24 protein-coding genes are annotated in these 24,089 nt (G+C 71.8%); 10 read left to right on the forward strand and 14 right to left on the reverse strand.

The window, feature by feature from the left end; genetic code table 11:
* Positions 1 to 10: 10 nt before the first annotated feature.
* A complete protein-coding gene (locus ACIO9J_RS11105) occupies positions 11 to 1,537 on the reverse strand; it encodes an alpha/beta fold hydrolase (protein WP_401996044.1) in 1,527 nt (508 codons plus the stop codon).
* Positions 1,537 to 1,995: a hypothetical protein gene (locus tag ACIO9J_RS11110; RefSeq protein WP_401996047.1), complete on the reverse strand. Its 459-nt coding sequence runs from the start codon at positions 1,993 to 1,995 to the stop codon at positions 1,537 to 1,539. Before ACIO9J_RS11110 ends, ACIO9J_RS11105 begins: the two co-directional genes overlap by 1 nt.
* Positions 1,996 to 2,270: 275 nt before the next feature.
* On the opposite strand from ACIO9J_RS11110, the gene ACIO9J_RS11115 reads away from it, so the two are divergent.
* Complete coding sequence (locus tag ACIO9J_RS11115; RefSeq protein ID WP_401996050.1) at positions 2,271 to 3,422, forward strand: sensor histidine kinase; 1,152 nt, start codon at positions 2,271 to 2,273, stop codon at positions 3,420 to 3,422.
* Here ACIO9J_RS11115 and ACIO9J_RS11120 read toward each other — a convergent pair.
* Entirely contained in the window at positions 3,415 to 3,729 is a 315-nt protein-coding gene (locus tag ACIO9J_RS11120; RefSeq protein ID WP_401996053.1) for a hypothetical protein, read from the reverse strand. The genes ACIO9J_RS11115 and ACIO9J_RS11120 overlap by 8 nt on opposite strands.
* Before the next feature lie 226 nt (positions 3,730 to 3,955).
* Between ACIO9J_RS11120 and ACIO9J_RS11125 the strand changes: the two genes are divergently transcribed.
* Positions 3,956 to 4,651: a response regulator gene (locus ACIO9J_RS11125; RefSeq protein ID WP_401998483.1), complete on the forward strand. Its 696-nt coding sequence runs from the start codon at positions 3,956 to 3,958 to the stop codon at positions 4,649 to 4,651.
* 4 nt (positions 4,652 to 4,655) lie between these two features.
* Here the strand turns inward: ACIO9J_RS11125 and ACIO9J_RS11130 are convergent, their stop codons facing one another.
* From ACIO9J_RS11130 to ACIO9J_RS11155, 6 genes are all read right to left on the reverse strand, one after another.
* Positions 4,656 to 5,669: a Gfo/Idh/MocA family protein gene (locus ACIO9J_RS11130; RefSeq protein WP_401996056.1), complete on the reverse strand. Its 1,014-nt coding sequence runs from the start codon at positions 5,667 to 5,669 to the stop codon at positions 4,656 to 4,658.
* Positions 5,666 to 6,736, reverse strand: coding sequence for a Gfo/Idh/MocA family protein (locus ACIO9J_RS11135; protein WP_401996059.1), 1,071 nt, complete (start codon positions 6,734 to 6,736; stop codon positions 5,666 to 5,668). The genes ACIO9J_RS11130 and ACIO9J_RS11135 overlap by 4 nt, the downstream gene beginning before the upstream one ends.
* Before the next feature lie 30 nt (positions 6,737 to 6,766).
* Positions 6,767 to 7,630: a carbohydrate ABC transporter permease gene (locus tag ACIO9J_RS11140; RefSeq protein WP_401996062.1), complete on the reverse strand. Its 864-nt coding sequence runs from the start codon at positions 7,628 to 7,630 to the stop codon at positions 6,767 to 6,769.
* Positions 7,623 to 8,567: a carbohydrate ABC transporter permease gene (locus ACIO9J_RS11145; protein ID WP_401996065.1), complete on the reverse strand. Its 945-nt coding sequence runs from the start codon at positions 8,565 to 8,567 to the stop codon at positions 7,623 to 7,625. The genes ACIO9J_RS11140 and ACIO9J_RS11145 overlap by 8 nt, the downstream gene beginning before the upstream one ends.
* Positions 8,564 to 9,820, reverse strand: a complete 1,257-nt coding sequence (locus tag ACIO9J_RS11150) for an ABC transporter substrate-binding protein (RefSeq protein ID WP_401996068.1) — start codon at positions 9,818 to 9,820, stop codon at positions 8,564 to 8,566. Before ACIO9J_RS11150 ends, ACIO9J_RS11145 begins: the two co-directional genes overlap by 4 nt.
* Before the next feature lie 65 nt (positions 9,821 to 9,885).
* On the reverse strand, positions 9,886 to 11,025 hold the full coding sequence (locus ACIO9J_RS11155) for an ROK family protein (protein WP_401996071.1): 1,140 nt from the start codon (positions 11,023 to 11,025) through the stop codon (positions 9,886 to 9,888).
* A 294-nt stretch (positions 11,026 to 11,319) separates the two neighbouring features.
* Between ACIO9J_RS11155 and ACIO9J_RS11160 the strand changes: the two genes are divergently transcribed.
* Genes ACIO9J_RS11160 through ACIO9J_RS11175 form a run of 4 tightly spaced genes read left to right on the forward strand, consistent with a single transcriptional unit; the run spans position 11,320 to position 14,106 of the window.
* Positions 11,320 to 11,457, forward strand: a complete 138-nt coding sequence (locus ACIO9J_RS11160) for a lasso RiPP family leader peptide-containing protein (RefSeq protein WP_401996074.1) — start codon at positions 11,320 to 11,322, stop codon at positions 11,455 to 11,457.
* A gap of 56 nt (positions 11,458 to 11,513) precedes the next feature.
* Positions 11,514 to 13,421, forward strand: coding sequence for an asparagine synthase-related protein (locus tag ACIO9J_RS11165; protein ID WP_401996077.1), 1,908 nt, complete (start codon positions 11,514 to 11,516; stop codon positions 13,419 to 13,421).
* Positions 13,418 to 13,681, forward strand: coding sequence for a lasso peptide biosynthesis PqqD family chaperone (locus ACIO9J_RS11170; protein ID WP_401996080.1), 264 nt, complete (start codon positions 13,418 to 13,420; stop codon positions 13,679 to 13,681). The genes ACIO9J_RS11165 and ACIO9J_RS11170 overlap by 4 nt, the downstream gene beginning before the upstream one ends.
* Complete coding sequence (locus ACIO9J_RS11175; protein WP_401996083.1) at positions 13,678 to 14,106, forward strand: lasso peptide biosynthesis B2 protein; 429 nt, start codon at positions 13,678 to 13,680, stop codon at positions 14,104 to 14,106. Before ACIO9J_RS11170 ends, ACIO9J_RS11175 begins: the two co-directional genes overlap by 4 nt.
* A 42-nt stretch (positions 14,107 to 14,148) precedes the next feature.
* Here the strand turns inward: ACIO9J_RS11175 and ACIO9J_RS11180 are convergent, their stop codons facing one another.
* The gene (locus ACIO9J_RS11180) at positions 14,149 to 16,086 is read right to left on the reverse strand and encodes an ABC transporter ATP-binding protein (protein ID WP_401996086.1); all 1,938 of its coding nucleotides are present in this window, start codon (positions 16,084 to 16,086) and stop codon (positions 14,149 to 14,151) included.
* A gap of 324 nt (positions 16,087 to 16,410) precedes the next feature.
* Here ACIO9J_RS11180 and ACIO9J_RS11185 point away from each other — a divergent pair, with 324 nt between their 5' ends.
* Positions 16,411 to 17,502, forward strand: coding sequence for a mechanosensitive ion channel family protein (locus ACIO9J_RS11185; RefSeq protein ID WP_401996089.1), 1,092 nt, complete (start codon positions 16,411 to 16,413; stop codon positions 17,500 to 17,502).
* A gap of 57 nt (positions 17,503 to 17,559) precedes the next feature.
* Positions 17,560 to 18,486, forward strand: coding sequence for a cation diffusion facilitator family transporter (locus tag ACIO9J_RS11190; protein WP_401996092.1), 927 nt, complete (start codon positions 17,560 to 17,562; stop codon positions 18,484 to 18,486).
* Between the two features lie 82 nt (positions 18,487 to 18,568).
* On the opposite strand, the gene ACIO9J_RS11195 is transcribed toward ACIO9J_RS11190, so the two are convergent.
* Positions 18,569 to 19,114 carry a winged helix-turn-helix transcriptional regulator gene (locus tag ACIO9J_RS11195; RefSeq protein ID WP_401996095.1) on the reverse strand — a complete coding sequence of 182 codons (546 nt, stop codon included), beginning with the start codon at positions 19,112 to 19,114 and terminating at the stop codon, positions 18,569 to 18,571.
* Positions 19,115 to 19,142: 28 nt separating this feature from the next.
* Positions 19,143 to 19,943, reverse strand: coding sequence for an FMN-binding negative transcriptional regulator (locus ACIO9J_RS11200; protein ID WP_401996098.1), 801 nt, complete (start codon positions 19,941 to 19,943; stop codon positions 19,143 to 19,145).
* A 473-nt stretch (positions 19,944 to 20,416) separates the two neighbouring features.
* Between ACIO9J_RS11200 and ACIO9J_RS11205 the strand changes: the two genes are divergently transcribed.
* Positions 20,417 to 21,433 (forward strand): ATP-binding cassette domain-containing protein, encoded by a 1,017-nt coding sequence (locus ACIO9J_RS11205; protein ID WP_401996101.1) that lies wholly within the window; start codon positions 20,417 to 20,419, stop codon positions 21,431 to 21,433.
* A complete protein-coding gene (locus ACIO9J_RS11210) occupies positions 21,430 to 22,221 on the forward strand; it encodes an ABC transporter permease (protein WP_401996104.1) in 792 nt (263 codons plus the stop codon). Before ACIO9J_RS11205 ends, ACIO9J_RS11210 begins: the two co-directional genes overlap by 4 nt.
* A 195-nt stretch (positions 22,222 to 22,416) precedes the next feature.
* Here ACIO9J_RS11210 and ACIO9J_RS11215 read toward each other — a convergent pair whose 3' ends face one another.
* Positions 22,417 to 22,629, reverse strand: a complete 213-nt coding sequence (locus tag ACIO9J_RS11215) for an MbtH family protein (protein WP_401996107.1) — start codon at positions 22,627 to 22,629, stop codon at positions 22,417 to 22,419.
* A gap of 32 nt (positions 22,630 to 22,661) precedes the next feature.
* Complete coding sequence (locus ACIO9J_RS11220; RefSeq protein WP_401996110.1) at positions 22,662 to 24,047, reverse strand: lysine N(6)-hydroxylase/L-ornithine N(5)-oxygenase family protein; 1,386 nt, start codon at positions 24,045 to 24,047, stop codon at positions 22,662 to 22,664.
* Positions 24,048 to 24,089: the final 42 nt, after the last annotated feature.

A 24,089-nucleotide genomic window follows, 5' to 3' on the forward strand; every position in this document is an offset into this window, starting at 1 on the left:
CGCCGCAGGTCTAGGCTCCGGGTGGTGTGCCCCCTTCGACGACCGTGCCCGGCTTCGGCACGTCCAGGTCGGTGAGGTAGCGCAGGACCGTGTCCCGCTCGGCGCCCCCGTTGAAGATCTTCACGGCGTGGCCCCAGCCCTTCACCTCGACGAGCGCCGCCCGGTCCCCGAGCCGCCGCTGCACCGAGCGCGCCCAGTCCAGCGGGGTCGCGTTGTCGTACCGGGCGCCGATCAGGAGCAGCGGCGTCCTGGTGTCGACGGCCTTCTCGTCATCCGGCACGGCCTGGGGCGCGGGCAGGCCCTGGCAGAGGTTGGCGTACGAGACGGTGTTCGGGGAGTAGCCGAAGCGGGGCGCGGACGCGCGGGCCGCGCGCTGGTCGGCGAGGTAGGCCGCGGCGTCCGGGACACGCAGGTTCAGATCGGCGCAGACGGACAGGTCGGCGCCGGGCAGCAGCTTCTCGCCCTGCGGTACGCCGCCCTCGTCGGTCTCCCACGGCTTCCCGGTGTCCAGGGCGTGCAGGTACTGGGCGACGGCCGGCCAGGACGGGGTGAGGAGCATCGCGTCGATCGTGCCGTTCAGCTCCGCGAGGGGCACGTCCTTGCCGCCGTTGCGCAGCGTGCCCTGGGTGGCCCGCGCGGCGAGGTCCTCGTACACCCGCCAGGCGTCCCGCTCCCCCAGCTCGCAGTCGCGCGAGCGCCCGCACCACCGGGCGAACTCGCCGAAGGCGCCCTCCAGCGCCTTCGCCCCGGTGACGCCGAAGGCGCGCCGGCCGATCGCGGGGTCCATGACGCCGTCGAGCACGGCGGCCCGCACCCGGCCGCCGTACATCGCCGCGTAGCGCTGGCCGTAGACCGTCCCGTACGAATGTCCGTAGAGGGAGACCTGGTCCTCGCCGAGCGCGGCGCGGATGACGTCCATGTCGCGGCTGACGCTGCCCGCGTCGGTGTGCCGGGCCACGGCGCCGGAGGTGCGGGCGCACTCCGCGGCGAGGCCGGTGGCGCGCTTCTTCAGCCGGGCGAAGTCGCCGGTCGTCGTGACGGGCCGCTTGTCCGTGATCATCGCGGCCAGCGGCTTCGCGGGACACCGCACGGGGCTACTGAGTCCGGTGCCGCGCGGGTCGAAGCTGACGATGTCGAAGCGGTGTTCGGCGCCGCCCCACTCCTTGGTCCCTGCGACGTTCTGGACACCGGAATTGCCCGGTCCGCCGGGCAGGAACATCAGGGTGCCGATGCGCTCGTCCTGCCGGGTCGCCTTCCTGCGCACCACCGCGACGTCGAGCTTCTCGCCGCCGGGCGCGGTCCAGTCCACGGGGACGCGGACGGTGCCGCACTCGGCGCCCTTAGGCGCGCCCTCCGTGGCATCGGCGGGGCAGGGCTTCCAGGCGATCCGCTGCGGCCTCTCCGCACCGGCCTTCCCGGTGTCCGGTCCGCCTCGGTCGCCCTGGCCTCCCGACGAGCAGGCCGCCAGCGAGAGCAGGGCCGCGCCCGCCGTCACGGCCGCGAGCGTTCCTCTGCCACGTGTCGTGCGTGCTCCCATCAGCCGCGGGCCTTCATCGCGACATCCTTGTCCTGCCAGGCGTAGAGCACGCCGTCGACGCGGGCGCCGGACCACGTGCCGCAGTTCGTGTCGGCCTTCGCCGCGAGGTCCGAGGGGAACCAGTCGGCCTTGATGCGGGGCTTGCCCTGCGGCTCGCCCTTGACGCACTGCTTCGGGAACTTCCCGTCCGGCGTCGTGAACTTGATGATCCGGTCGTCGCCGGTGGTCGACATGACGTACTTGATGTCGGTCGCGTCGTCGGGCAGCCAGCGCGGCACGGACTTCCTGGCGCTCTTCGCCGCGGCGCCGTCCTGGTAGGACGCCTTCTCCCGGTGGTCGTCGAAGGGGTTGCTGGAGCCGCCGCCGCAGGCGGTCAGGGACACGGCAAGGGCGACGGCACCGAGCGCGCAGAGTGTCGTGCGGGCCGCACGGGGGCGGAGGGTGATCGGTCGGGACATGGTCATCGCTCTCTCGTCGGGGCGTGGGGGCGTCGGGACATCGGGGCGTGGGGACGTCGAGGCGACTGAACGTCGAGGCTTCAGGTCGCCGGCACGTCGGTTCGCCACTCCGTCACTGCGTCGCTTCGTCGGGCACCGACGCCCGGGGCTGGTGTGACTGCCTCCACGTTCGCCGCACCGGCCCCTCGCGCGCCTCGGCCCTTCGGTGGATCGCGGGGCCCCGGTCAGGCTTTCGGCTGATCCGCGGAGTGCGACCTGATGCGTACATTCGGTACGTGGATGATCACCGCTCCCCGTCCGGCCCGCGCCCCCGTCCCCGCCTCGGCAAGGCGCTCCTGTTCGCCGTCCCCGCACTGTTCCTGTGGCTGCTCGACCTGGTGTCGAGCCAGCCGGACGGGTCCTGGCTGCCGCTGCTCTCCGGGCCGCTGGCCGTCGCCGTGCTCCTCGTGCGGGGCGGCCCCGGGATCGAGGCGAACGCCGCCATCGCGGCGTTCGCCTCCGGCGGGCTCACGCTCGGTCTGGCGCTCGGCCGTGTCCAGGTCGGCAGCTGGGGGCTCCTGGAGTCCTTCGCGCTGCTCGCCCTGCTCACCGTCACCACGCGTACGGCGCGGCTGCCCGCCGGGTACGTCCTGTGCGCGCTGCTCGCGCTCGCCGTCGCGGCCGCGCCGGTCAGGACGGGCTTCCAGTCCGAGGCCGAGACCTTCGCGTTCATCCTGACGGTCGCGGCGGGCGGGGCGCTCGCGCTCGGCGGCTATCTGCGCGCCCTGGACGGCAGGCGGGCGCTCGCGGTGACCGCGACGCAGGAGGAGGAGCGCCGCCGCATCGCCCGCGATCTGCACGACTTCGTCGCCCATCACGTGACGGGGATCGTCGTCCAGGCGCAGGCCGCGCGCGCCGTCCGCGAGACCTCGCCCGAGCAGTTGGAGCCGCTGCTCGCCGGGATCGAGCAGGCCGGCACCGAGACCCTCGAATCGATGCGGCGCCTGGTGCACGTGCTGCGCGCGGAGCCCGGCGCCGCCACCAGGCCCGCCGACCTGCTCACGGAGCTGGCCGCGCTGGTGGCGGCGCACGGCGACGCCGCGACCCTGGAGGTCACGGCGCAGGTCCGTGCCGCCGCGCTCGCGCCCGAGGTCGAGACGTCCGTGCACCGGGTCGTCCAGGAGGCGCTGACCAACGTCACGCGGCACGCGCCCGGCGCCGACGACGTCCGGGTGCGCGTGTCGGTGGCGTCGGGACGGCTGGTCGTCGAGATCACCAACGGCCCGTCCCCTCAGGGCCGCGGCAAGGACCGGACGCCGCCGGGCGGGCGCGGCGGCCTGGGCCTGATCGGGCTGCGCGAGCGGGTCGCGGCGCTCGGCGGCGACCTGGCGGCGGGGCCGCTGCCGGACGGCGGCTGGCGCCTGCGCGCCACGCTGCCCGCTAGCTGAACATCACGCTGTGCGGCACGGGCGCCCCGAAGTCCCGCGCGCTGCCGGGCGGGAGCGCGGGCCCGAGCACGTCCTCGCAGCCGTGATCGGAGAAGACGGTGGCGGTGGTGTCCGTGCCGTTGTCCACGTGCGCGGCGCCGGAGACAAGCAGGTAGCACTCGCCGTTGACCGGGTTCGCGGTGCTGAAGTCGTCGCCGTTGACGTTGACGTAGTGCAGGGTGCCGTTGGCGGCGCTCGCGGAGGCGGGCAGGGCGGTGACGAGGGCGAGGGCGCCGAGGGCGGCGACGACGGTGCGGTGCAGGCGCATGAAGGTCCCCCTGGGGCTCGGCGGGCGCCCGGCCGGCGGACGGGTCACCCGGTGGACGCCCGGCCGGCGGACGGTCGCCCGCCAGGGAGCATGCCACCGGTCACGGTCTCGTGCCGGAGCCGCCCGAGGCGCTCGGTGGTGATCACGGGGCGCGTGGAAGTGCCTCGTCAGGGGCCGTGCGCGCAGGCACGCCCCGGGCCGTCCTAGTCTTCTCCTCGTGGAAGAAATGCCGCAGAACCACCATCCCGCACGCTCCGTGCGCGTCCTCATCGCCGACGACCAGGAGATGGTGCGGACCGGGTTCCGGCTGATCCTCTCCGCGCAGCCGGGGATCGAGGTGGTCGGTGAGGCCGGTGACGGGGCCGAATGTGTGGCGCTCGCGCGGCGGTTGCGGCCCGACGTGTGTCTCGTCGACGTCCGGATGCCGAAGCTGAACGGTCTGGAGGTGACCCGGCTGCTCGCCGGTCCCGGCGTCGCGGAGCCGCTGCACGTCGTGGTCGTCACCACCTTCGACCAGGACGACTACCTGGACGAGGCGCTGCGCAATGGCGCGGTCGGCTTCCTGCTCAAGGACGCCGGGCCAGGACTGCTCGTGGAGGCGGTGCGCGCCGCCGCGAAGGGCGACGCGCTGGTGTCCCCCGCCGTGACGCTGCGGCTCCTGGAGCGCATGGCGGACCGGCACGGCCCGGGGTGCGGCGCGGCGGCCGCCGGGCCCGCGCCCGAGGTCCTCTCGGAGCGCGAGCTCGACGTGGCGAGGCGCGTCGCGCGGGGCCGCACCAATCAGGAGATCGCCGAGGAGCTGTGGATCGCCGTGGCGACCGTCAAGACCCACCTGGCGAGCATCCAGACGAAGCTGGCCGTCCGCAATCGCGTGGAGATCGCCGCATGGGTCTGGGAGACGGGCCAGGCCGGACGGCCCTGACGGGTCAGCCGACCGGCACCGGCGCACCGTCGCGCGCCGACGCGTAACCGGCCGCCACCACGCGCAGGGTCCGCAGCCCACCCTCGCCGTCGGCGACGTCCATGCCGTCCTCGCCGGGGCCGTACAGGAAGGCGTTCAGCATCCGCTCGTCCAGGTCGACGCCGAACGGCAACTCCACTCCCTGGCCCCGGCGTTCGCTGAATCCGTGCACCTTCTGGTCGAACGCGTCCATCTCCAGGGTGGCCCGCTCGCCGACGACCGTGAGTTCCAGGCCGCCCCAGGAGTGGTGGGAGCGCGGATGGGACCAGCTGCAGTCGATGGTGGCGACGGCCCCGTTGGAGTAGGTGACGCTGACCAGGCCGCTGGTCTCGACGTCGACCTCGTCGGCGTACAGCAGGTTGTTGGTCTGCGCGTACACCTCGACGGGCCGCGCGTCGCCGAAGAGGTCGTCGAGCAGGTCGGCGATGTGCACGGTGTGGTCCATCAGGGCGCCCCCGCCGGAGAGTTGGGGCTCGGCGAACCAGCGGCGCGAACGGGTCGGCATGGAGCCGTTGTTGGCCCCCGACACGGTGAGGACCTGTCCCGCGTCCCCCGAGTCGACCGCCGCCTTGACCGCGGCGTACGCGGGGCTGAAGCGGACCGGGAAGGCGACCGCGAGCCGCACCCCCGCGGCCCGGCAGGCCGCGACCATCGCCTCGCCGTCCTCGACGGACGCGGCGAGCGGCTTCTCGCACAGGACGTCCACGCCGTGCGCGGCGGCCAGTTCGACCAGCGGGCGGTGCCGGGCGTTCTCGGAGCAGACGATCACCGCGTCCGGGTGCCAGGCGAAGACCTCCTCGTAGGTGGCGGCGTACGGCACTCCCAGCTCGTCGGCGAGGGGGCGGCCGCGGACCTCGCCGGGCGCCGCGAGATCCGTGTCCGGGTCACTGCCGAGCACCTCGACCCCCGGCATGCGCGCGAGCAGCCGCAGATAGCCGGCCGCGTGGACGTGGGCGAACGACAGGACGGCGACCTTCATCGCGCTGCCTCCTCGGCAGGATCGGTCGGATCGGTCTGCTTGGTCGGGGCCGTCCCCGCGGGTCGTGGGAGTTCCACGACGCGGCCGGTGCGGCTGGACTCCACGGCGGCCTCGGCGATCCGTACCGCCTCGACGCCGTCGTGCGCGCTCACCCGCGGCTCGGGCCCGCCCGGCTGCCAGGACGCGGCGAACTCGCGGAGTTCGGCCAGGTAGGGGCTCTCGGTCAGGGGGCTGGACGGGATGCCTTCGTTCGCGGCCCGTACGCCTTGTGCGGTGATCCGGAAGCCGGGTACGGCGGTGGAGTCGTGGTGCAGCAGTCCGTCCGTGCCCGCGACCCGGAACGTCGTACGGAATTGCTGGTCGGGCAGGCCCCACAGGCCGCTGATGTGGCTGACGGCGCCGGACGCGTGGGTGAGCACGGCGGTCGCGCTGACGACCTCGGCCGGGGTGCCGGTGGCGTGCTCGACGCCGCGTGTGCGGGCGTGCACGCGGACCACGTCGCCCGCGAGCCAGCGGGCGATGTCGATGTCGTGGACCATCAGGTCCATGATGACGCCGCCGGACTGGGCGGGGTCACCGAACCACGGCGCCCATCGTGGCCGCGCCCCGCCGCGCGTGAAGCGCAGCACGGCGAGTGCGCCGAGGTCGCCGCGGTCGACGGCCGCGCGCAGCGCCGCGTACGCGGGGAAGTAGCGCACCACGTGGGCCGGGTGGAGCCGGACGCCCGCCGTCTCGGCGGCCGCCGCGATCTGCCCGGCGTCGCGCGCGGTCAGCGCGAGCGGCTTCTCGCACACGACGTGCCGGCCCGCGGCGACGGCGGCGAGGGCGAGTTCCTTGTGGGTGGGGGTGGGGGTGCAGATGTCGACGGCCGTGGCGGTGGCGAGCAGGTCGTCGAGACTCGCGGCGGTGCGGACGTCGTGGCCGCGACCCGCGTACTCGGCGGTGAGCTTCTCGGCCGAGCCGTCGACGGTGTACACGCTGACGCGGGCGCCGAGCGCGAGCCAGCCGGGCAGATGGGCGCGGGCGATGCCGCCCGCGCCGAGCAGGCCGATGTGGAGCGGTGGCATGAAGAGTGCTGCCTTTCCTTGGGGGACGGCTCAGCTCTTGGAGCCGGACAGGGCGACGCTCTGGACGAAGTGCCGTTGGAGGAAGAGGTAGACGACCAGCATGGGCAGGCTCGCGATGAGGGAACCGGCCATCATCACCGGGTAGTTGGTCTCGAACTGTCCCTCCAGGGAGGTGAGTCCCGCGCTGATCGGCATCTTCTGCGGGTCGGTGTTGACGACCAGTGGCCACAGCAGGTCGTTCCACGACCACATGGCGGTGATGACGGCGAGGGCGGCAAGGGCGGGCCTGATCAGCGGCAGCATGACGGACCAGAAGATCCGGAAGGGTCCCGCGCCGTCGATGCGGGCCGCCTCCTCCAGTTCCTTGGGCAGGGTGAGGAAGAACTGCCGCAGCATGAAGGTGCCGAACGCGCTGAACATGCCGGGCAGGAACAGCGCGGGCGCCGAGTTGAGCAGCCCGAAGCGCTGGATGATGTCGTACTGCGGCAGCACGAGCAGCGAACTCGGCACCATCAGGACGGAGAGGAAGAGCGCGAACAGGACGTTGCGGCCCCGGAATTGCATGCGTGCGAAGGCATAGGCGGCCAGGGAGCAGAACACCAGCTGTCCCAGGGTGCGGCCCAGCGTGTTGATGACGCTGTTGGTGAGCATCTCCCGGAAAGGCAGCCCGGTGAAGACGCTGTCGAAACTCTTCCAGTTCCAGTCGTCGGGCAGGAACGTGGGCGGCACCTGTGAGGTCTCCGCGAGGGTCTTGAGCGCGGTGAGCAGCTGCCACAGGAAAGGAAAGACCATCACGAGCGCGCCGAGCGAGAGCACGGCGTGGGTGGCGACGGATCCCGCGTTCAGGCGCCTCTTCGAGCTTTCGGTCCTTGTGCGCTCTGGGGTGTCAGGCATAGTGCACCCACCTCTTCTGGAGCCGGAACTGCAGATACGTGAGAGCGGCGATGACCACCATGAGCAGGAAGGCGAGGGCGGCGGCCGCGCCCTGCGCGTTCTCGATGAACGCCCATTTGTAGAAGAGGCCGACGACGGACTGCGTATCGCCGATCGCGGGATTCTTCTCGCCCATCATGATGTAGATCAGGTCGAAGGTCTGCAGTGAATTGATCATGCAGATGATGGAGGCGAAGAAGAGGGTCGGGCTGAGCAGCGGCAGCGTGATCGTGAAGAACCGGCGCAGCGCGCCCGCCCCGTCGAGCTCCGCGGCCTCGTAATAGTCCTTTGGAATGCCCTTGATGCCCGCCATGAAGATGATCAAGTAGTAGCCGGTGGTCGACCAGACCATCACCGTGCCGATCGCGTAGACGGCGGTGGAGGGGTCGGAGACCCAGTAGTGGCGGTCGATGCCGAACCAGCCGAGCACTTCGTTGAGGAGCCCGAAGTCGCCGTTGTAGAGCCAGTTCCAGACCAGCCCTACGGCGACGGGCAGCGTCACGAACGGCACGAAGTACAGGGCGCGGTAGACGGACACGCCGCGCAGTCCGCGCCGGTTCAGGAGGGACGCGACGACGATGGCGATCGGCAGCGCGGTGAGCCCGATGACGCTGTAGATCAGCGTATTGACCAGCGCCTGCCAGACGGTGACGTCCTGGATCACCCGGGCGTAGTTGTCGGTGCCGATGAACGTGTGGCCGCCGAACGCGCCGAATTCGGTGAAGCTGAAGTAGAACGTCTGGAGCAGCGGCCAGAAGTAGAAGAGCGCGAAGCCGATGCCGAGCGGCGCGATGAACCAGTAGGCGGCGCGCTGGTTGCGGGAGCCCGGTCGCGGTGCGGCGGCCGAGGCTCGCCGCTCCTTCGCCTTCGCGGCCGCCGTGGCGGGAAAGACACTCATGCGCCGCTCTCCTCCTTCAGGGCCCGGTCCATCTGTCCGCCGAGCCTGCGGGCGGCGCTCTCGATGCCGCCCTTGCCGCTGAACGCGGCGCCGAGGATCGGGTATTGGAGGTTCTCCCAGACGGCGGTGTTCTCGGAACTCGGGTACGGGACGGCGTACGTCTGCATCTCGATGAAGTGCTTCAGGTCGAATTCGGGCATCGACTTGAGCCAGGCGTCCTGCGTCCCCGCGTACGAGGAGATGGTGACGCCCTCCCTTGCCTGGATCTCGGCCGCTTCCCTGCCCGCCATGAAGTGCACGAACTGCCAGGCGGCCGCCTTCTTGCGGCTCTTGGCCGAGATGACGTTCGCCAGGCCGTGGATGATGGTGGCCCTGCGGCGCCCCTTGGGCAGGACGGCGACGCCGCCGTGGTCCTTGAGCGCGGGCACGGCGTACATCTGCCCTGCCATCGCGGAGAGGTCGTAGTTCATGGCGACCTTCTCTGACCAGTAGCGCACGCGTCCGACGGACTCGACCATCGCGCTCTGCGGCGGGGACCAGCCCCGGTCGACCATGTCGGTCAGGAAGCGCAGGCCCTCGATGGACCGTTCGTCGCCGAATCCGGAACGACCGTCCCTGAGGATGTATCCGTCCGCCCCGCAGACCGCGGGATAGATCTTCCCCTGCCGGTCCATCTCGGCGGCGAATCCGTGCACGCGCTTCTTCGGGTCGGTGAGTTCGGCGGCGGCGTCGCGCACGTCGTCCCAGGTCCAGCTCTCGTCGGGGTAGGTGATGCCCGCCTTGTCGAAGAGCGCCTTGTTGTACCAGAGGCCGATGGTGTCGAAGTCCTTCGGCAGCCCGTACTGCGTGCCGTCGTACGCGTAGAGCTTCACCAGCGCGTCGGGGTGGCGGTCGACGGGCGTCCGGTCGCTCCTGATGTGCCCGGAGAGCGGTTCGAGGACGCCGTTGGCCGCGTACAGCTGGAAGTTGACGGCGTTCATCCAGAACACGTCGGGCGCGGTGCCGCCCCTCATCGACGTCTTCAGGGTGGTCCAGTACGTCGCCCAGGGCGTGAGCTCGATCCGCACGGCTATTCGCGGATGCTCCTTGCGGAACGCGGCGATGATCTTCTGCATGCCCGGCACCTGCGCCGGGTCCCACATTCCGTAGGTGAGGGTGGTGCCGCCCCCGCCCTCCGTGCCGTCGCCCCCGCCGGAGCAGGCGGCGAGCAAAGGGGCCGCCAACGCCCCGCCGAGCAGAGTCCTTCTGCGCATGCGCGCCTTCGCCTCCTGTGCAGTCGTCGGGCGTCACCGCGGAGCACCCCCGCCCGGGGGCGGCGCTACGACGCCATGTCCGAGAGCAGTTCCACCTCCACCTGGTCGAGCGCCTTGCGTACGGCGCCGATGGCCACTCCGCGCTCGCCGAGCGGACTCAGGGCGATGCGCGGGACGTGCAGGGTCATGGGGCGCAGCCGGTCCGCCAGCAGCGGCACCAGATGCCGGCCGACGGGGGTGGCGCCGCCGGTCAGCACGATCAGTTCCGGGTCGACGGCGAGGGAGATCGCCGCGATGCCCGGGGCGATGCGGTCCGCGAAGTCGGCGACGGCGGCCAGGGCGCGCGGGTCCGCGGCGTCGGCGGCGCGGGCCAGCGCCGCCACCTCGGACTCGCCGGTGGGCCGCACGTCGGGCCAGCGCAGGGCTTCCTGGGCGCCGCTCATGCCGAGCAGCGGCAGCATGCCGAGCTCGCCCGCGCCGCCGCGCCTGCCCCGGTGCAGCCGTCCGTCGATGGTGAGGCCGCAGGAGACGCGGTGTCCGGTGAGCACGCAGACGACGTCGCCGACGAGGGTGGCGGCGCCCTGCCAGCGTTCGGCGAGCACCGCGAGGTTGACGTCGTTCTCGATCACGGTGCGGCCCGTGCCGTGGCCGTCTTCGGGGAGCAGCCGCGCGAGGTCGACGCCCGACCACTCGGGGATCACGACGGAGGTGATGACCCCGGAGGCGTCCACCATGCCGGGCACGCCCACGCAGCGGGCGAGGACCTCGTCGCCGCGCGGCGCGTGGGCGTCGAGGAAGGCCTCCATGCCGTCGCGCAGCAGCTCCAGGCGGGCGCTTCCGCTCAACTCCGGGTCGATGGACCGGTGTTCGTGGGCGAGGACGGTGCCGCCGAGGTCGGCGAGGAGCAGCACCATCTTGTGGAGCCCTATGTCGACGCCGAGCACCTGCCCGGCCTCGGTACGGAAGCGGAACCGTCGCGCGGGGCGTCCGGGCGGGCGTTCGCCGGGCCCCTCGGTGGCCTCCCCGACGAGGCCCCGCCCGGCGAGTTCCTCGACGGCGGCCTCCACGGTCGGCCTGGACAGGCCGGTTTCGGCGGCGAGTTCGGCGAGGGTGCGGGGGCTGCGGCGGTGCAGCGCGCGCAGCACGACGGTGGTGTTGAGCCGCCGCAGCGCGAGCAGATCGTGGCCGCGAGCCCGGTTCCGCATCAGTGCTGCACCTCGAATCCGCCGCCAGGGCAGCTTGGTTGGCCCGGTGAGTGGGTCTTCTCGCCCGCCACGCACCGGAATTGTCGAGGAGACATGCATAACTCGGGCCGCCGGGGAAGTCCTTGGACAGCGCCGGTGCGAACGCCCGGCGCACCTTCTGAAACACACCCTTATTCATCCCTTCGGGCGACAAATACCCCCGCTGGGCGTATGGGGGCATGCCCTGGGCATTTTCCGCCTGGGTGCGGATCCGCACCTGCGCCGAGGACAACCGGAAGGAAAGGGAGGTTCTCCATGGAGCACGAGGAGATCTACGAACCACCGGCGATGGTGGAGGTCGGCGACTTCGCCGAGCTGACGCGCGGCGAGGCCCTGGGGTCGTTCTACGAAGGCGGGTTCCCGCCCTACGAGTGGTACCTCGGCCCCAGCTGACCCCGCCCCGCCGCACTTCGACGACATTCCATGACGTCTACGACAGGTGACATGCCATGAGCGGTGACGTGTGGTTCGCCGTCCTCCCGGACGGCGCAGCCGGCGTGGCCGCGGCACAGCTCCTGCGCCCCTGGACCACGGACTCCATCGCGCACGACTCGGGCCGGCCCTGGCTGCTGGGCAGTTGGCCGGACGGTCATGTGACGGTGGGTGCGGCAGGGGCGCGGCGAGTTGCGGTGATCGGGCGCTGTCCCGTCACCGCCGACACCCTGTCCGCGCGCGTGGGGCGGCTGCGCGGCATCGGGGACGTGCGGCGCATCGCCCAGGGGCTGCACGGCAGCTTCCACCTCGTCGCGTCGGCGGACGGCTCGGTCCTCGCCAGGGGCAGCGCCTCCGGGGTGCGGCGGCTCTTCCACACGCGCGTGGCCGGTGTGACGGTCGCCGCCGACCGGTCCGACCGGCTCGCCGCCCTGACCGGTGCGGGCCCGGACGAACGGCTGCTGGCCGCCCATCTGTTGGCCTCTCCCCTCCCCTATCCGCTGGACGACCTCTGCGTCTGGCAGGGCGTGCACGCCCTGCCCTCCTCCGACTGCCTGCTGCTCGACGCGGAAGGACGGGCCCGCACCCGCCGCTGGTGGACCCCTCCCACACCCGAGCTCGGATGGCGGGAAGGCGTCCCCGCGGTGCGCGACGCGCTGACCGCCGCCGTGGGCAGCTGCACGGCCAGCGGCGGGACGGTGAGCGCGGACCTGTCGGGCGGCATGGACTCCACCAGCCTGTGCTTCCTGGCGGCGCGGGAGCAGGACGGCATCCGGTCCGCGTTCGCCCGCGCCCACCTGGTCACCATGCGCTGGCGCAGCCTCGATCCGGACAACGACGACGAGCTCTGGGCCGCGCGCGCCGTCAGCCGCCTGCCCGGCGCCGAGCACGTCACGCCGCCCCGCGACCGATGGCCGCTCTGGTACAGCGGCCTGCCGGCCCTCACCGACGCCACCGCCCCCGCCGTCCCCACCGATGAGCCGGGCCCCTGGGTGCGCGACGGCGCCAGGATGGCGGCGCTCGCCGCCCTGATGACCGACCGCGGCTCGCGCCTGCACCTGATGGGCGGCGGCGCGGACGAACTGTTCTGCACGCTCCCGCCGCATCTGCACGACCTCGTCCGACGCAGCCCGTCGGCCGCGTTCGCCCGCATCCGCACCCAACGCGCCGCGCAGCACTGGCCGCTCGGGCAACTGGTGCGGCAGCTCGCCGACCGCAGGACGTTCGCCCAGTGGCTCACCGCGTGGGCCGACGGGCTGACCGACCCGCCGCCCTCCTCCGCCGCGCTGGTCCGGAGCGCCCCCTCGACCGCGTGGGGCGTGGACCTGCGGATTCCCCCGTGGGCGACCCCCGACGCGGTCCACGCCGTGCGGGACCTGCTCCACGAGGCCGCGGGGAGCGCCGACACCGCCGAGCCCCTCGCGGCCGAGCGCGGCCAGCACGCGGCGCTCGCCTGCGTACGCACCGGAGGGCGCGGCCTGCGCCAGCTGGACCAGGTCACCTCCGCGCGCGGACTGCCGCACGCCGGGCCCTACCTGGACGACGCGGTGATCGAGGCGGCCCTGGCCATCCGCGTCAGCGAGCGCAGTACACCCGGCAGGTACAAACCGGTGCTGGCGGCGGCGATGCGCGACATCGTGCCCGCCGACGTACTGGGCAGGCGGACCAAGGGCGAGTACAGCGCGGACTTCCACACCGGGCTGCGGCACAACCGTGCCGCGCTGGTCGGTCTCTTCGAAGGATCGTGGCTCGCGCGCGCCGGTCTGATCGACGACGCGGCGGTCCGCGCCGCCCTGCTCGGGGTGCATCCGACCCCCGAGGCGCTGCGCTCCTTCAGCTCCACCCTGGGCTGCGAGGTCTGGCTCCGCGCCGGCCGCGGCAGCACCCGCCCACCGAGCACCGCGAGCACCGAAGGAGCCCCGTGAGCCTCATCCTGCGCCGCGACGTCTGCGCGACGGACACCCCGGACGGCATGGTGCTCCTCGACGAGGCGACCGGCAGATACTGGCAGCTCAACGGCTCGGCGGCGCTCGTGCTCCGCACCCTGCTCGGTGGCGCCGAACCGCCCGACGCGGCACGCGCGCTGCGCGCCGCGCACCCCCGGCTCACCCCCGAGCGCGCGGCCGACGACACGGCGTCGATCACCGGCGCGCTCCTCGCGGCCCGACTGGTGGTGCCCACATGAGCCAGCCGATGGTGCCCCCGTCCCGCGAGCGGCTGCCGCTGCGCCGACGTCCACCGGTGCTCGCCGCCACGGCGGCCGCCCGGCTGATCGTCCTGCTCAAGCCGCGCCGCGTGCGCCGCGTCCTCACGGTGGTCCGGCGCGGGGCCGCCCCCGCGAGCACCGCACAGGCGCTCGCCGCGCGCCGGGCCGTCGTCGCGGTGAGCGCGCGCTGCGCCGGGGAGGGCTGCTTGCAGCGTTCGGTGGCCACCGCGCTGCTGTGCCGGATGCGCGGGGTCTGGCCCGACTGGTGCACCGGGGTGCGCACCGAGCCGTTCCGCGCGCACGCCTGGGTGGAGGTCGACGGGCTGCCGGTGGGCGAACCCCACCAGTCGGCGGCCTACCACCGCATGATGGTGGTGCCGCCGCAGCCCGCGAAGCGGCCCTGAGCCCGCCTTCTTACTGGGACCGGCACCGGCCGTGCTGATCGGTCACCGGTCCCGCGCCAGCCGGTACAGCTCCGCGAAGAGCCCGTCGCGTGCCAGCAGCGTCCGGAAGTCGCCCTCTTCGCGGACCCGCCCCCGGTCCAGTACGACGATGCGGTCCGCGATCCGCGCGTTCTCCAGGCCCTGCGTGACGAAGACGGCCGTCCGGCCCGCGGCGAGCTCCTTGAAGCGGCGGATCACCAGGTACTCGGCGCGCGGGTCCATCGCCGACGTGGGCTCGTCGAGCATCAGCATGGCGGCGTCGCGGTAGAAGGCCCGCGCGACCGCGATCCGTTGCCACTGGCCGCCCGAGAGGTCGGTGCCGCCCCAGTGGGAGCCCGCGACCAGCGTGTCCAGACCGTGCGGGGCGCGCGCGATGACGCTGTCGGCGCCCGCCGCCCTCGCGGCGTCCATGAGCAGCGCGTCGCTCTCCGAACGGGGCTGGCCCAGATGGATGTTGGCGCGCAGGTCCATCGGCCAGCGGGTGTAGTCCTGCGGCACCAGGCCGACCTTCGCCCACACGCTGTGCGGATCGGCATCCGCCAGGTCCACCCCGTCCCAGGCCACCGTCCCGGTGGACGCCACGCGGAGCCCGGTGAGCAGGGCGGACAGCGTGGTCTTGCCCGATCCGTTCTCCCCCACCAGGGCGATCAGTTCACCGCGGCGCAGGGTGAGGCTGACCCCCTCGACCGCGGGTTTCGAGGCGCCGGGATAGGTGTAACTGACGTGCTCCGCACGGATCTCGGCGGGGCCGCCGTCCGGGACCTCCCTGGATCCGCGCACCGCACGCAGCGCCCGCGCGCGCCGCAGGAAGTCCTGCCAGTCCTCCAGATACAGGCTCGTGCGGAAGAGGCGGGCGGTGGCGAGCACCAGTGAGGTCAGCGCGCCCGTGGAGGTGCGCACGGCGACGACGGCGGTGGCGGCGAGCGCGAGGTCCATCCGGCCGCTCGCGGCCAGCCAGCCGAGCGCGGCCCAGGTCAGGGCGAGCATCAGCCCGCTGACGCAGGCGCCGACCAGGGTGACGCCGAGGATGCGCGGGGCGGCGCGGCGGTGGGTGGTCCTGATCCGGCCGCTGATCTCCGCGTACCAGCCGGACAGGAACGTCGCCATGGTGGTGGCGCGGACCTCGGCCGCCGTGCGCTGGTGGGTGGCGTAGTGGCGCAGCAGATAGCGCAGATGACTGTCCGCGATGTTCTGGTGGTCGGCCCGGTGCCGGATGCGCGCGGTGGTGACGGCGGCGGCGCCCTTGGGCAGGACGGCGAGCACCAGCAACGGCAGCAGGACGGGATGGAGCAGCGAGAGGACCGAGGCCGCGGCGATGAGCTGGCCGAGCGCGGAGACCATCGCCTGGGCGTCGGCGACGAGGTTCTCGGTCGCCTCGGCGCCGCGCCCCGCGGCCTGGAGCCGGTCGGCGAAGCCCGGCCTGTCGTACTCCTCCAACTCCACCCGTGGGGCGGCCGCGAGGATCTGGAGGTCCGCCTCGGACGCGACCTCGGGGCCGAGCCTGGCGGCGGCCCAGACCCCGACCGCGTCGGCCCCCGCCCGCACCCCCGCGGCGACGGCGACCACGACGAGCCCCGGCGCGGCCGCCGCGATCCGCTCGCCCACCTCGCCGCCCTGGAAGAGCTGGGCCAGTACGCCGGGCAGCGCGGCGAGCCCCACGGCCGACGCGGCGACGACGGCCAGTTGGCAGACCGCGAGCCAGCACATCGCGGGGCGGTCGGCCGCCCAGCCGAGCCGGGTCGCGGCGCCGAGCGTGCGCGGAAGGCGCCCGGCCATCCGCCACCAGGTGGCGTTCGCGATGTCCTCGAAGCGCGGGTCGCTGCGGTAGCCGACCTGTTGGCGGGCGTCGGACTCCCGCGCGTCGGACTGACAGGCATCGGACTGACAGGCATCGGACTGTCGGGCATCGGCGGAGGACGGAGGATCTGAGGGCTGCGTCACTCTCCTCATCGTGACGGCCCAACTGGTGCGCGTGCGGGCGAAGATGGCGAATTCGCCCACATGGGGTGACGGTCCGTCCACGGCGGCCGCGGAGCCCGACAGTACGCTCCCGCCCGGCGGTTGACATACGTGACCGCTCTGTGAAGATCCAGGTGGGGGTACGCGCGACGGCCGCCGACGCATGGGGCAGGATGACGTCCGCGCCGGACCGGGTCCCCGTTCCGGCGTGACCGCACTCCCGGAATCGAGCAGGTATCACAAGGTGACGACACATCACATAGGCCGCGTCCGGCCGCTTTCGCCGCGTACGACGGGAGCACGCCGATGACCCGCGCGCTCACCCTGCACGACTGGATCGTGGCCGGCATCGCCGTGTTCGCCGGACTCGCGGCGGGCCTGCTGCTCCGGGCCACGCTGCGCTGGCTCGGCGAGCGGGCCAGCAGGACCCGCTGGAGCGGCGACGACGTCATCGTCGACGCCCTGCGCACGCTCGTGCCCTGTGCGGCCATCACCGCGGGCCTCGCCGCGGCGGCCGAGGCGCTGCCGCTCACCCACCGCACCGGGCGCAACATCACGATGACGCTGACCGCGCTGCTCATCCTCGCGGCGACGCTCACGGCGGCCCGGATCGTCACCGGCCTCGTCAGGAGCGTGGCTCAGTCCCGTTCCGGGGTGGCGGGCTCGGCCACCATCTTCGTGAACATCACCCGCGTCGTGGTGCTCGCGATGGGCTTCCTCGTCGTCCTGCAGACGCTCGGCATCTCCATCGCGCCGCTGCTCACCGCGCTCGGCGTGGGCGGTCTCGCGGTCGCCCTGGCACTCCAGGACACCCTGGCCAACCTCTTCGCGGGCGTGCACATCCTCGCCGCGAAGACGGTGCAGCCCGGCGACTACATACGGCTCAGCAGCGGCGAGGAAGGCTATGTCGTCGACATCAACTGGCGCAACACGACGGTGCGCCAGCTCTCCAACAACCTCGTGATCATCCCGAACGCCAAGCTCGCCGGCACCAACATGACCAACTTCAGCCGCCCCGAGCAGGAGCTGTCGATCATGGTGCAGGTCGGGGTCAGCTACGAGAGCGACCTGGAGCACGTGGAGCGGGTCACCATCGAGGTCGTGGACGCCGTGATGACCGACATCACGGGCGCGGTGCCCGACCACGAGGCGGCCATCCGCTTCCACACCTTCGGCGACTCGCGGATCAGCTTCACGGTGATCCTGGGCGTGGGCGAGTTCAGCGACCAGTACCGGATCAAGCACGAGTTCATCAAGCGCCTGCACCAGCGCTACCGGGCCGAGGGCATCCGGGTGCCCGCCCCCGCGCGCAACGTCACCGTCCAGCAGGGCGAGCTGCCGCCGCCGCTCGGCATCCCGCACCAGCGCGACGTCTCCTCGCAGCCACGGGTGCACTGAGCCGACCGGCGGCACGTGCGGTGGCGGGCCCCGCACCCGCGTGATCCACTCGCGGGCATGGGGCACGACCACGGCCCGTCCGCCGCGACGGCGGGCGGCACGCTCAGCGGGACGTACCGCAACCGCCTGCTCTGGACCATCGGGATCAGCGGCACGATCACCGTCATCCAGGTGATCGGCGCGCTCCTCTCCGGCAGCCTCGCGCTGCTCGCCGACGCCGCGCACAGCCTGACCGACGCGGTCGGCGTCTCCCTCGCGCTCGGCGCCATCACCCTCGCCCAGCGTGCGCCGACGCCACGGCGCACGTTCGGCTTCTACCGGGTGGAGATCTTCTCGGCCGTACTGAACGCGCTGCTGCTCGTCGGCATCTTCGTCTGGGTCCTGTGGTCGGCGATCGGCCGCTTCAGCGATCCGGTGGAGGTCAAGGGCGGCCTGATGTTCGTGGTCGCGGTGGGCGGGCTGCTCGCCAATCTGGTGGGCCTGTGGCTGCTGCGGGACGCCAAGGACAAGAGCCTCAACCTGCGCGGCGCCTACCTGGAGGTCCTCGGCGACGCGCTCGGCTCGGTCGCGGTGATCGTGGGCGGCCTGATCATCCTGCTCACCGGGTGGCAGGCCGCCGACCCGATCGCCTCCATCGTCATCGGCCTGCTCATCGTGCCGCGCGCGTACGGGCTGCTCAGGGACTCCGTCCACGTACTCATGGAAGCGACGCCGCAGGACGTGGACCTCGGCGAGGTGCGCAGGCACCTCCTGGAGGAGCCGGGCGTCGTCGCCGTGCACGATCTGCACGGCTGGACCGTCACGTCGGGCATGCCGGTGCTCACCGTGCACGTGGTGGTCACCGAGGCGGCCCTCACGGGCGGATACGGCGAGCTGCTCGGGCGGCTGCAACGGTGCGTCGGCGACCACTTCGACGTGGCGCACTCCACGATCCAGCTGGAGCCCGAGGGGCACGGGGAGGACGGCGGGGCGCTCCATACGTGAGCGCTCCGCGCGGCGCGCCTGCCCGGCCGTCCGGCCACCTGGCTGTCCAGCTACCCGCCTCCTCCGCTACCCGGCTCATCCGCTACCCGCCCGCGTCGCCCCGGAGCGGGCCTTCCCTGCGGGAGTCGATGACCTCGTAGCGCGCCCGCATCTCCCTGCTCGCCGCCGGGCCCGGCACGAGGACGTACGCCGCGGTGTCCACCCTGCGGCCGGTGCGGCGATCCACCAGGACCGGCTCCGCCTCCTGCCTCGTCGCCGCGTCGACGAGGACGAGACCCCGCTCCTCGGGGGCCAGGTCCTGGTTCACCCAGGCGGCCATGGCGAGCAGGAGGGGACGCAGACCGCGGCCCCGGTCGGTGAGCAGGTACCGGTCGTGCGGGACGTCGGCACCGGTGCCGTCCTCGTCGCACCCGGGCGCGGCGCACGGCACGCGCCGCAGGAGGCCGCCCGCCACCAGCGTCGCGAGCCGCTCCGCGAGGACGTCGCGTGGTGTCCGCAGGCTCTCCGCGAAATGCGCGGCGTGAGTGTGCCCCTCCCACGCGTCGTGCAGCAGTTCCAGCGTCCACCACTCACCGATGCGTGCCACGGCGTGGGCGAGCGGGCAGTCGGGGATGCGCGGCGCCATCATTCCTCTCTCCTGTTCTCGTGCTCGGTGGTCAGCGGGCGGCGTGGGCGACGGGGCAGCCCTGGACCGGCGACGGAACCGGAGCCGGGGACGGCGCGTGCGTGGGCGCCGGTCGTGACGGCTGAGACGCCTGCGATGCCTGCGACGGGGCCACCACCTCCTCCTCCCAGCGCTCCATCAGGTGCGCGGTCTCCCGGTGCAGGTGGGAGTCGCGGGAGGCGAACTCGCGGCGTACGCGCTCGCGCACTTCCGGCGCCTGCTCCTGGCTGAGCTTGAACATGCCCTCGACGGCCGTGACATGAAAGCGGAAGGCGCCCACGCCGGGCACGATCTGCCGGAAGTAGTCGACGGACGTGGTCATGTCCCAGTCGGCGCCGAACTCCCGCTCGAAGGCGCGCACGGTGTGCTGCACGACCGCGAGCGTGGCCTCCCCCGGCTCGATCCCGCGGAGCACCCCGTGCACATGGACGGCGGTGAAGTTCCAGGTGGGCGCGGCGACGGGCTTCGCGTAGACGGTCGGGGAGACATACGCGTGGGGTCCGGTGAAGGTCAGCAGCGCCCGCACGCCTTCGGTGCCGGCGCTCGCCGCGGCCAGCGCCTTCCAGTGCGGATTGGCCCGATTCATATGGCCGAGAAGTGTCGCTCCGGCGAATTGGAGGTCCTTCTCGTACCAGTCGGCCGGCATTTCCGGATCAGGAATGACGGGCAGATGCGTGGCGAACGGCTCCCTGGATTCCGGGCCGTTGGTGGCCAGGAGCGCGAGAGGATTCCGACGTATCAACTCTGCCGCCCACGCGGGATCGGCCTGTCGGTAATCGCTGGGAACGAACATGCGGTTCTCTCCTTTTACGACTCGAACCGTGGGTCCGACGGGCACCGCACATCGAGCGAGCGTCCATTCGCATTCCCCGTCGGTCCCACACGATCCCTTTGCCGTGAGCGCCTGGCAATGGGCGCCGGGGCCCCGCCAGGCCCCGGACCGGTTGTCCCGTCAGCGGGACGCCCGGACCTCAACGATCCGCCCTCACCAGCGACTTGGCACGGAACGCGGCCATCCGTTCGAGCCCCTCGCGCGGTCTGGTCGCACCCCCGGAGAGTTGGCTCCGCACGGCCCGCACGGCAGAATTCGAGACTGGCCCCGGAGCTTGTCTCCCCCGTCGAACTCCGGGGCCCCCGAAGCGCTCTGACGGGGCGTCAACGTCGCGTCAATTTACCGCCGCAGCCCTGGCGCATTCCCTCTCCTCACACCGTAAGTGGAACTCGCTCACCGTGAGTGGACCTCGGAATGAAAAGAATCGAGGAAATATGTCCGACACCCTTTCCGCAGCCCTGACCGACAGCACGGCCCGAACATCCGGAACAACAGCCTCCGCGTCATCCACCCCGCTCGCCATCGAGGCCCTCGGCCTCCGCAAGGCGTACGGGGAGAAGAAAGTGCTCGACGGGATCGACCTGCGCATCCCGGAGGGTTCGATCTTCTCGCTCCTCGGCCCGAACGGCGCGGGGAAGACGACCACCGTGCAGATCCTCTCGACCCTGGTCGACCCGGACGCGGGCCAGGTCCGCGTCTCCGGCCACGATCTGGCGAAGGACGCCGCGGGGGTGCGTGCCTCGATCGGTGTGACCGGGCAGTTCTCGGCGGTGGACAACCTCCTCACCGGCGAGGAGAACCTCGCGATGATGTGCGATCTGCACCATCTGGGCAAGAAGGCGGGGCCACGCAGGGTGGCGGAGCTGCTTGAGCAGTTCTCACTGGTCGACGCGGCCAATCGGTACGCGTCCACGTACTCCGGAGGCATGCGCCGCCGGCTGGACCTGGCGATGACGCTGGTCGGCGACCCCCGGCTGATCTTCCTCGACGAGCCGACGACGGGCCTCGACCCGCGCAGCAGGCACGACATGTGGCAGATCATCCGCGAGCTGGTGAGCGGCGGCGTGACGATCTTCCTCACCACGCAGTACCTGGAGGAGGCCGACCTGCTCGCCGACCGCATCGCGGTCCTCAACTCCGGCCGGCTGGTGGCCGAGGGCACGCCCGACGAGCTGAAGCGGCTCATCCCCGGCGGGCACATCCGCCTCCAGTTCACCGATCCCGGCGGCTACCAGAAGGCGTACGCGCTCTTCCCCGACGCCTCGCCCGACGAGGAGGCGATGGTCCTCCAGGTCGCGCACGACGGCAGCGTCCCCGCGCTCAAGGGGCTGCTCGACCGCATGGAGCGCGAGTCCGTGACGCCCGAGGGGCTCTCGGTGCACACCCCGGACCTCGACGACGTCTTCTTCGCCCTGACCGGCCAGCACAAGGAAAAGGACAGCGCCCGATGAGCTCTCTCACCACCGCCCTGATCGACTCGCGGACCATGCTGCGGCGCGATGTGAAGCACATGGTCCGCAACCCGCTGATGATGATCGCCTCACTGTGCGTCCCGATCTTCATCCTGCTGCTCTTCATCTACGTCTTCGGCGGCACGATGGGCGCGGGTCTCTCCGACTCGCTGGGCAGCGACGCGAAGTACATCGACTTCGTCGCGCCCGCCGTCATCCTCATGACGGTCGGCTTCGGTTCCGCGACCACCGCCGTCGCCGTGTGCATGGACATGACCGAGGGCATCATCGCGCGGTTCCGCACGATGGCCATCGCGCGCGGGTCCGTGCTGACCGGCCACGTCATCGGCAGCCTGCTGCGCACCGCGATGAGCACGCTCGTCGTCATCGTCACCGCGCTCCTCATGGGCTTCAGGCCGACCGCGACGCCCGTCGAATGGGTGGCGGCGATCGGCGTGATCACCATGCTGACCTTCGCGCTGACGTGGCTGGTGGTCGCCTTCGGTCTGCTCGCCAAGTCCCCCGAGGCGGCGAACAGTTCCACCCTGCTGCTCCAGTTCCTGCCGTTCATCAGCAGCGCCTTCGTGCCGACCGACTCGATGCCGAGCGGTCTCGCCTGGTTCGCCCACAACCAGCCCTTCACGCCCATCATCGACACCCTGCGCGGTCTGCTGATGGGCACCGAGATCGGCGACAGCGCCTACTGGGCCATCGGCTGGTGCCTGGTCGCCACGGCGGTCGGCTACCTGTGGGCCCGCCGCATCTACGACCGCGGCGCCGCGCACTGACCCTCCCGCCCGGCGTACGCCCGCGGCCCCGACGTCGTCCTCCGGCGTCGGGGCCGCGGGCGTCGGTGCGTCCGACAGGGGAGCCCGCACACCGCACGCACAGGGACACGGACACGCACACACTCACGCACACGCACGGCGCGCCGCGTCCCGGTGGCGGGACACGGCGCGCCGTGTGCTGAGGGGCGGTACCGCCTAGGCGGCCATCGCCTCGCGGAGCGACCTGGGCCGCATGTCGGTCCAGTTCTGCTCCACGTAGTCGAGGCACTTCTGGTGGTCGTCCGCTCCGTAGACGATCTCCCAGCCGGCCGGGACCTCGGCGAACGCGGGCCACAGGGAGTGCTGGCCCTCGTCGTTGACGAGCACGTGGAACTGGGCGTCCTTGTCGTCGAACGGGTTGGTGCTCATGGTGTTTTCTCCTCCGTGGGTGAGACGACTGCTCAGTGGGTGAGCAATTCAGGGGTCTTACGCGGCCGCGCGGGAACCTTTGTCTCCGCGGCCAGTGAATTCGTTATCTCGCCGCTGCGGATCGCCATGTTCGAAAGGAGTGAAGACGGCAGTCCGTGCGTGTGTTCCGTACCGCCCTGGAGATAGATTCCGACGGCGAGCTCGGGGGCCGTGACGATGCGATAGTCACGCTCCACCCGATAGCGGCCCTGCTCGTCGCGCAGGCAGTACGCGTCCAACTCCCCGAGCAGGTCCGTCGGGTCCATCGAATCGTAACCGGTGGCGCACACGAGCACATCCACATCCATCGGATAGGACTGTTCGTTCAGCTTCGACAGGATGGTGATGCGGGCGCCGTCACCGGACTGCTGAACTCCTTCCACGCGGGACAGGTTGACCATCCGCAGCCGACGGTCACCGGTCAATTCGTCGGCGTACGCGCGTTGATGGAGGTCACGGATGACATCGCCGTCCGCGACCGCGTAATTGGTGTTCCTGTGGTAGTTCCAGATCGCGTCCCTGGCACTCTGCGAGCCGTGGTAGAACTCGTCGACCGTGCTGGCGTCGAACACCTTGTTCGCGAAAGGGGTGTCGTCGGCGACGGAATAGCCGTAGGACGGGATGATCGCGGAGACCGTGGCGTGCGGCAGCTTGTCGTAGAGGAAGCGGACGATCTCCGCGGCGCTCTGGCCCGCGCCGACCACGGCGACCCGCTGGAGCGATCCCGGGTCGCGCTCGTCGAACCGGTGCAGGAACTCCGAGCTGTGCCAGACCGCCCTGCCGCGGGTCACGTTGGCCGGCATCTTGGGCGCGAGGCCGGTGGAGACCACCAGGTTGCGGGCGCCGACGGTGCGTACGCCGCCGGGGAAGGACGGGTTGCGGACCTCCACCCGCACCTCGCCGACCGGGCCGCTCCCCGCCGCTTCGGGCGGCAGGGAGACGCCGGTGACCTGTGAGCTGTAGGTGACCCAGCGCGAGAAGTGGGACTCCACCCATTTCAGGTAGTCGTGGAATTCCTTCCTGGTCGGATAGAAGTCCTGGTTGTTCACGAAGAGCGCGAGCCTGTCCTTCGCGTGCAGATACGAGATGAAGCTCAGCCGCGACGTGGGCTTGCGGAACGTGACCAGATCCTTGAGGTACGAGATCTGCATCTTGGCGGACGGCAGCAGCATTCCGCGGTGCCAGCCCAGCGAGTGCTGGCGCTCGAAGAACGTCGCCGTGATCGGGTCGTCCTGGTGGCTGTCCGCGTACTCCTCCAGTGCGGTCGCCAGCGAGAGATTGGACGGCCCGAACCCGACTCCGATCAAGTCGTACGTGTCGAGCATGTCGCGCGTGCCCAGCGCGTGGGAACCCACTGTGAGGGATTCGCCGTTTTCCATACAGACCTCCCGAAGTGCATGATTCTTCTGGGTGTTGTGCGG

The sequence above is a fragment of the Streptomyces sp. NPDC087300 genome, from assembly GCF_044744425.1.
Taxonomy (GTDB): domain Bacteria; phylum Actinomycetota; class Actinomycetes; order Streptomycetales; family Streptomycetaceae; genus Streptomyces.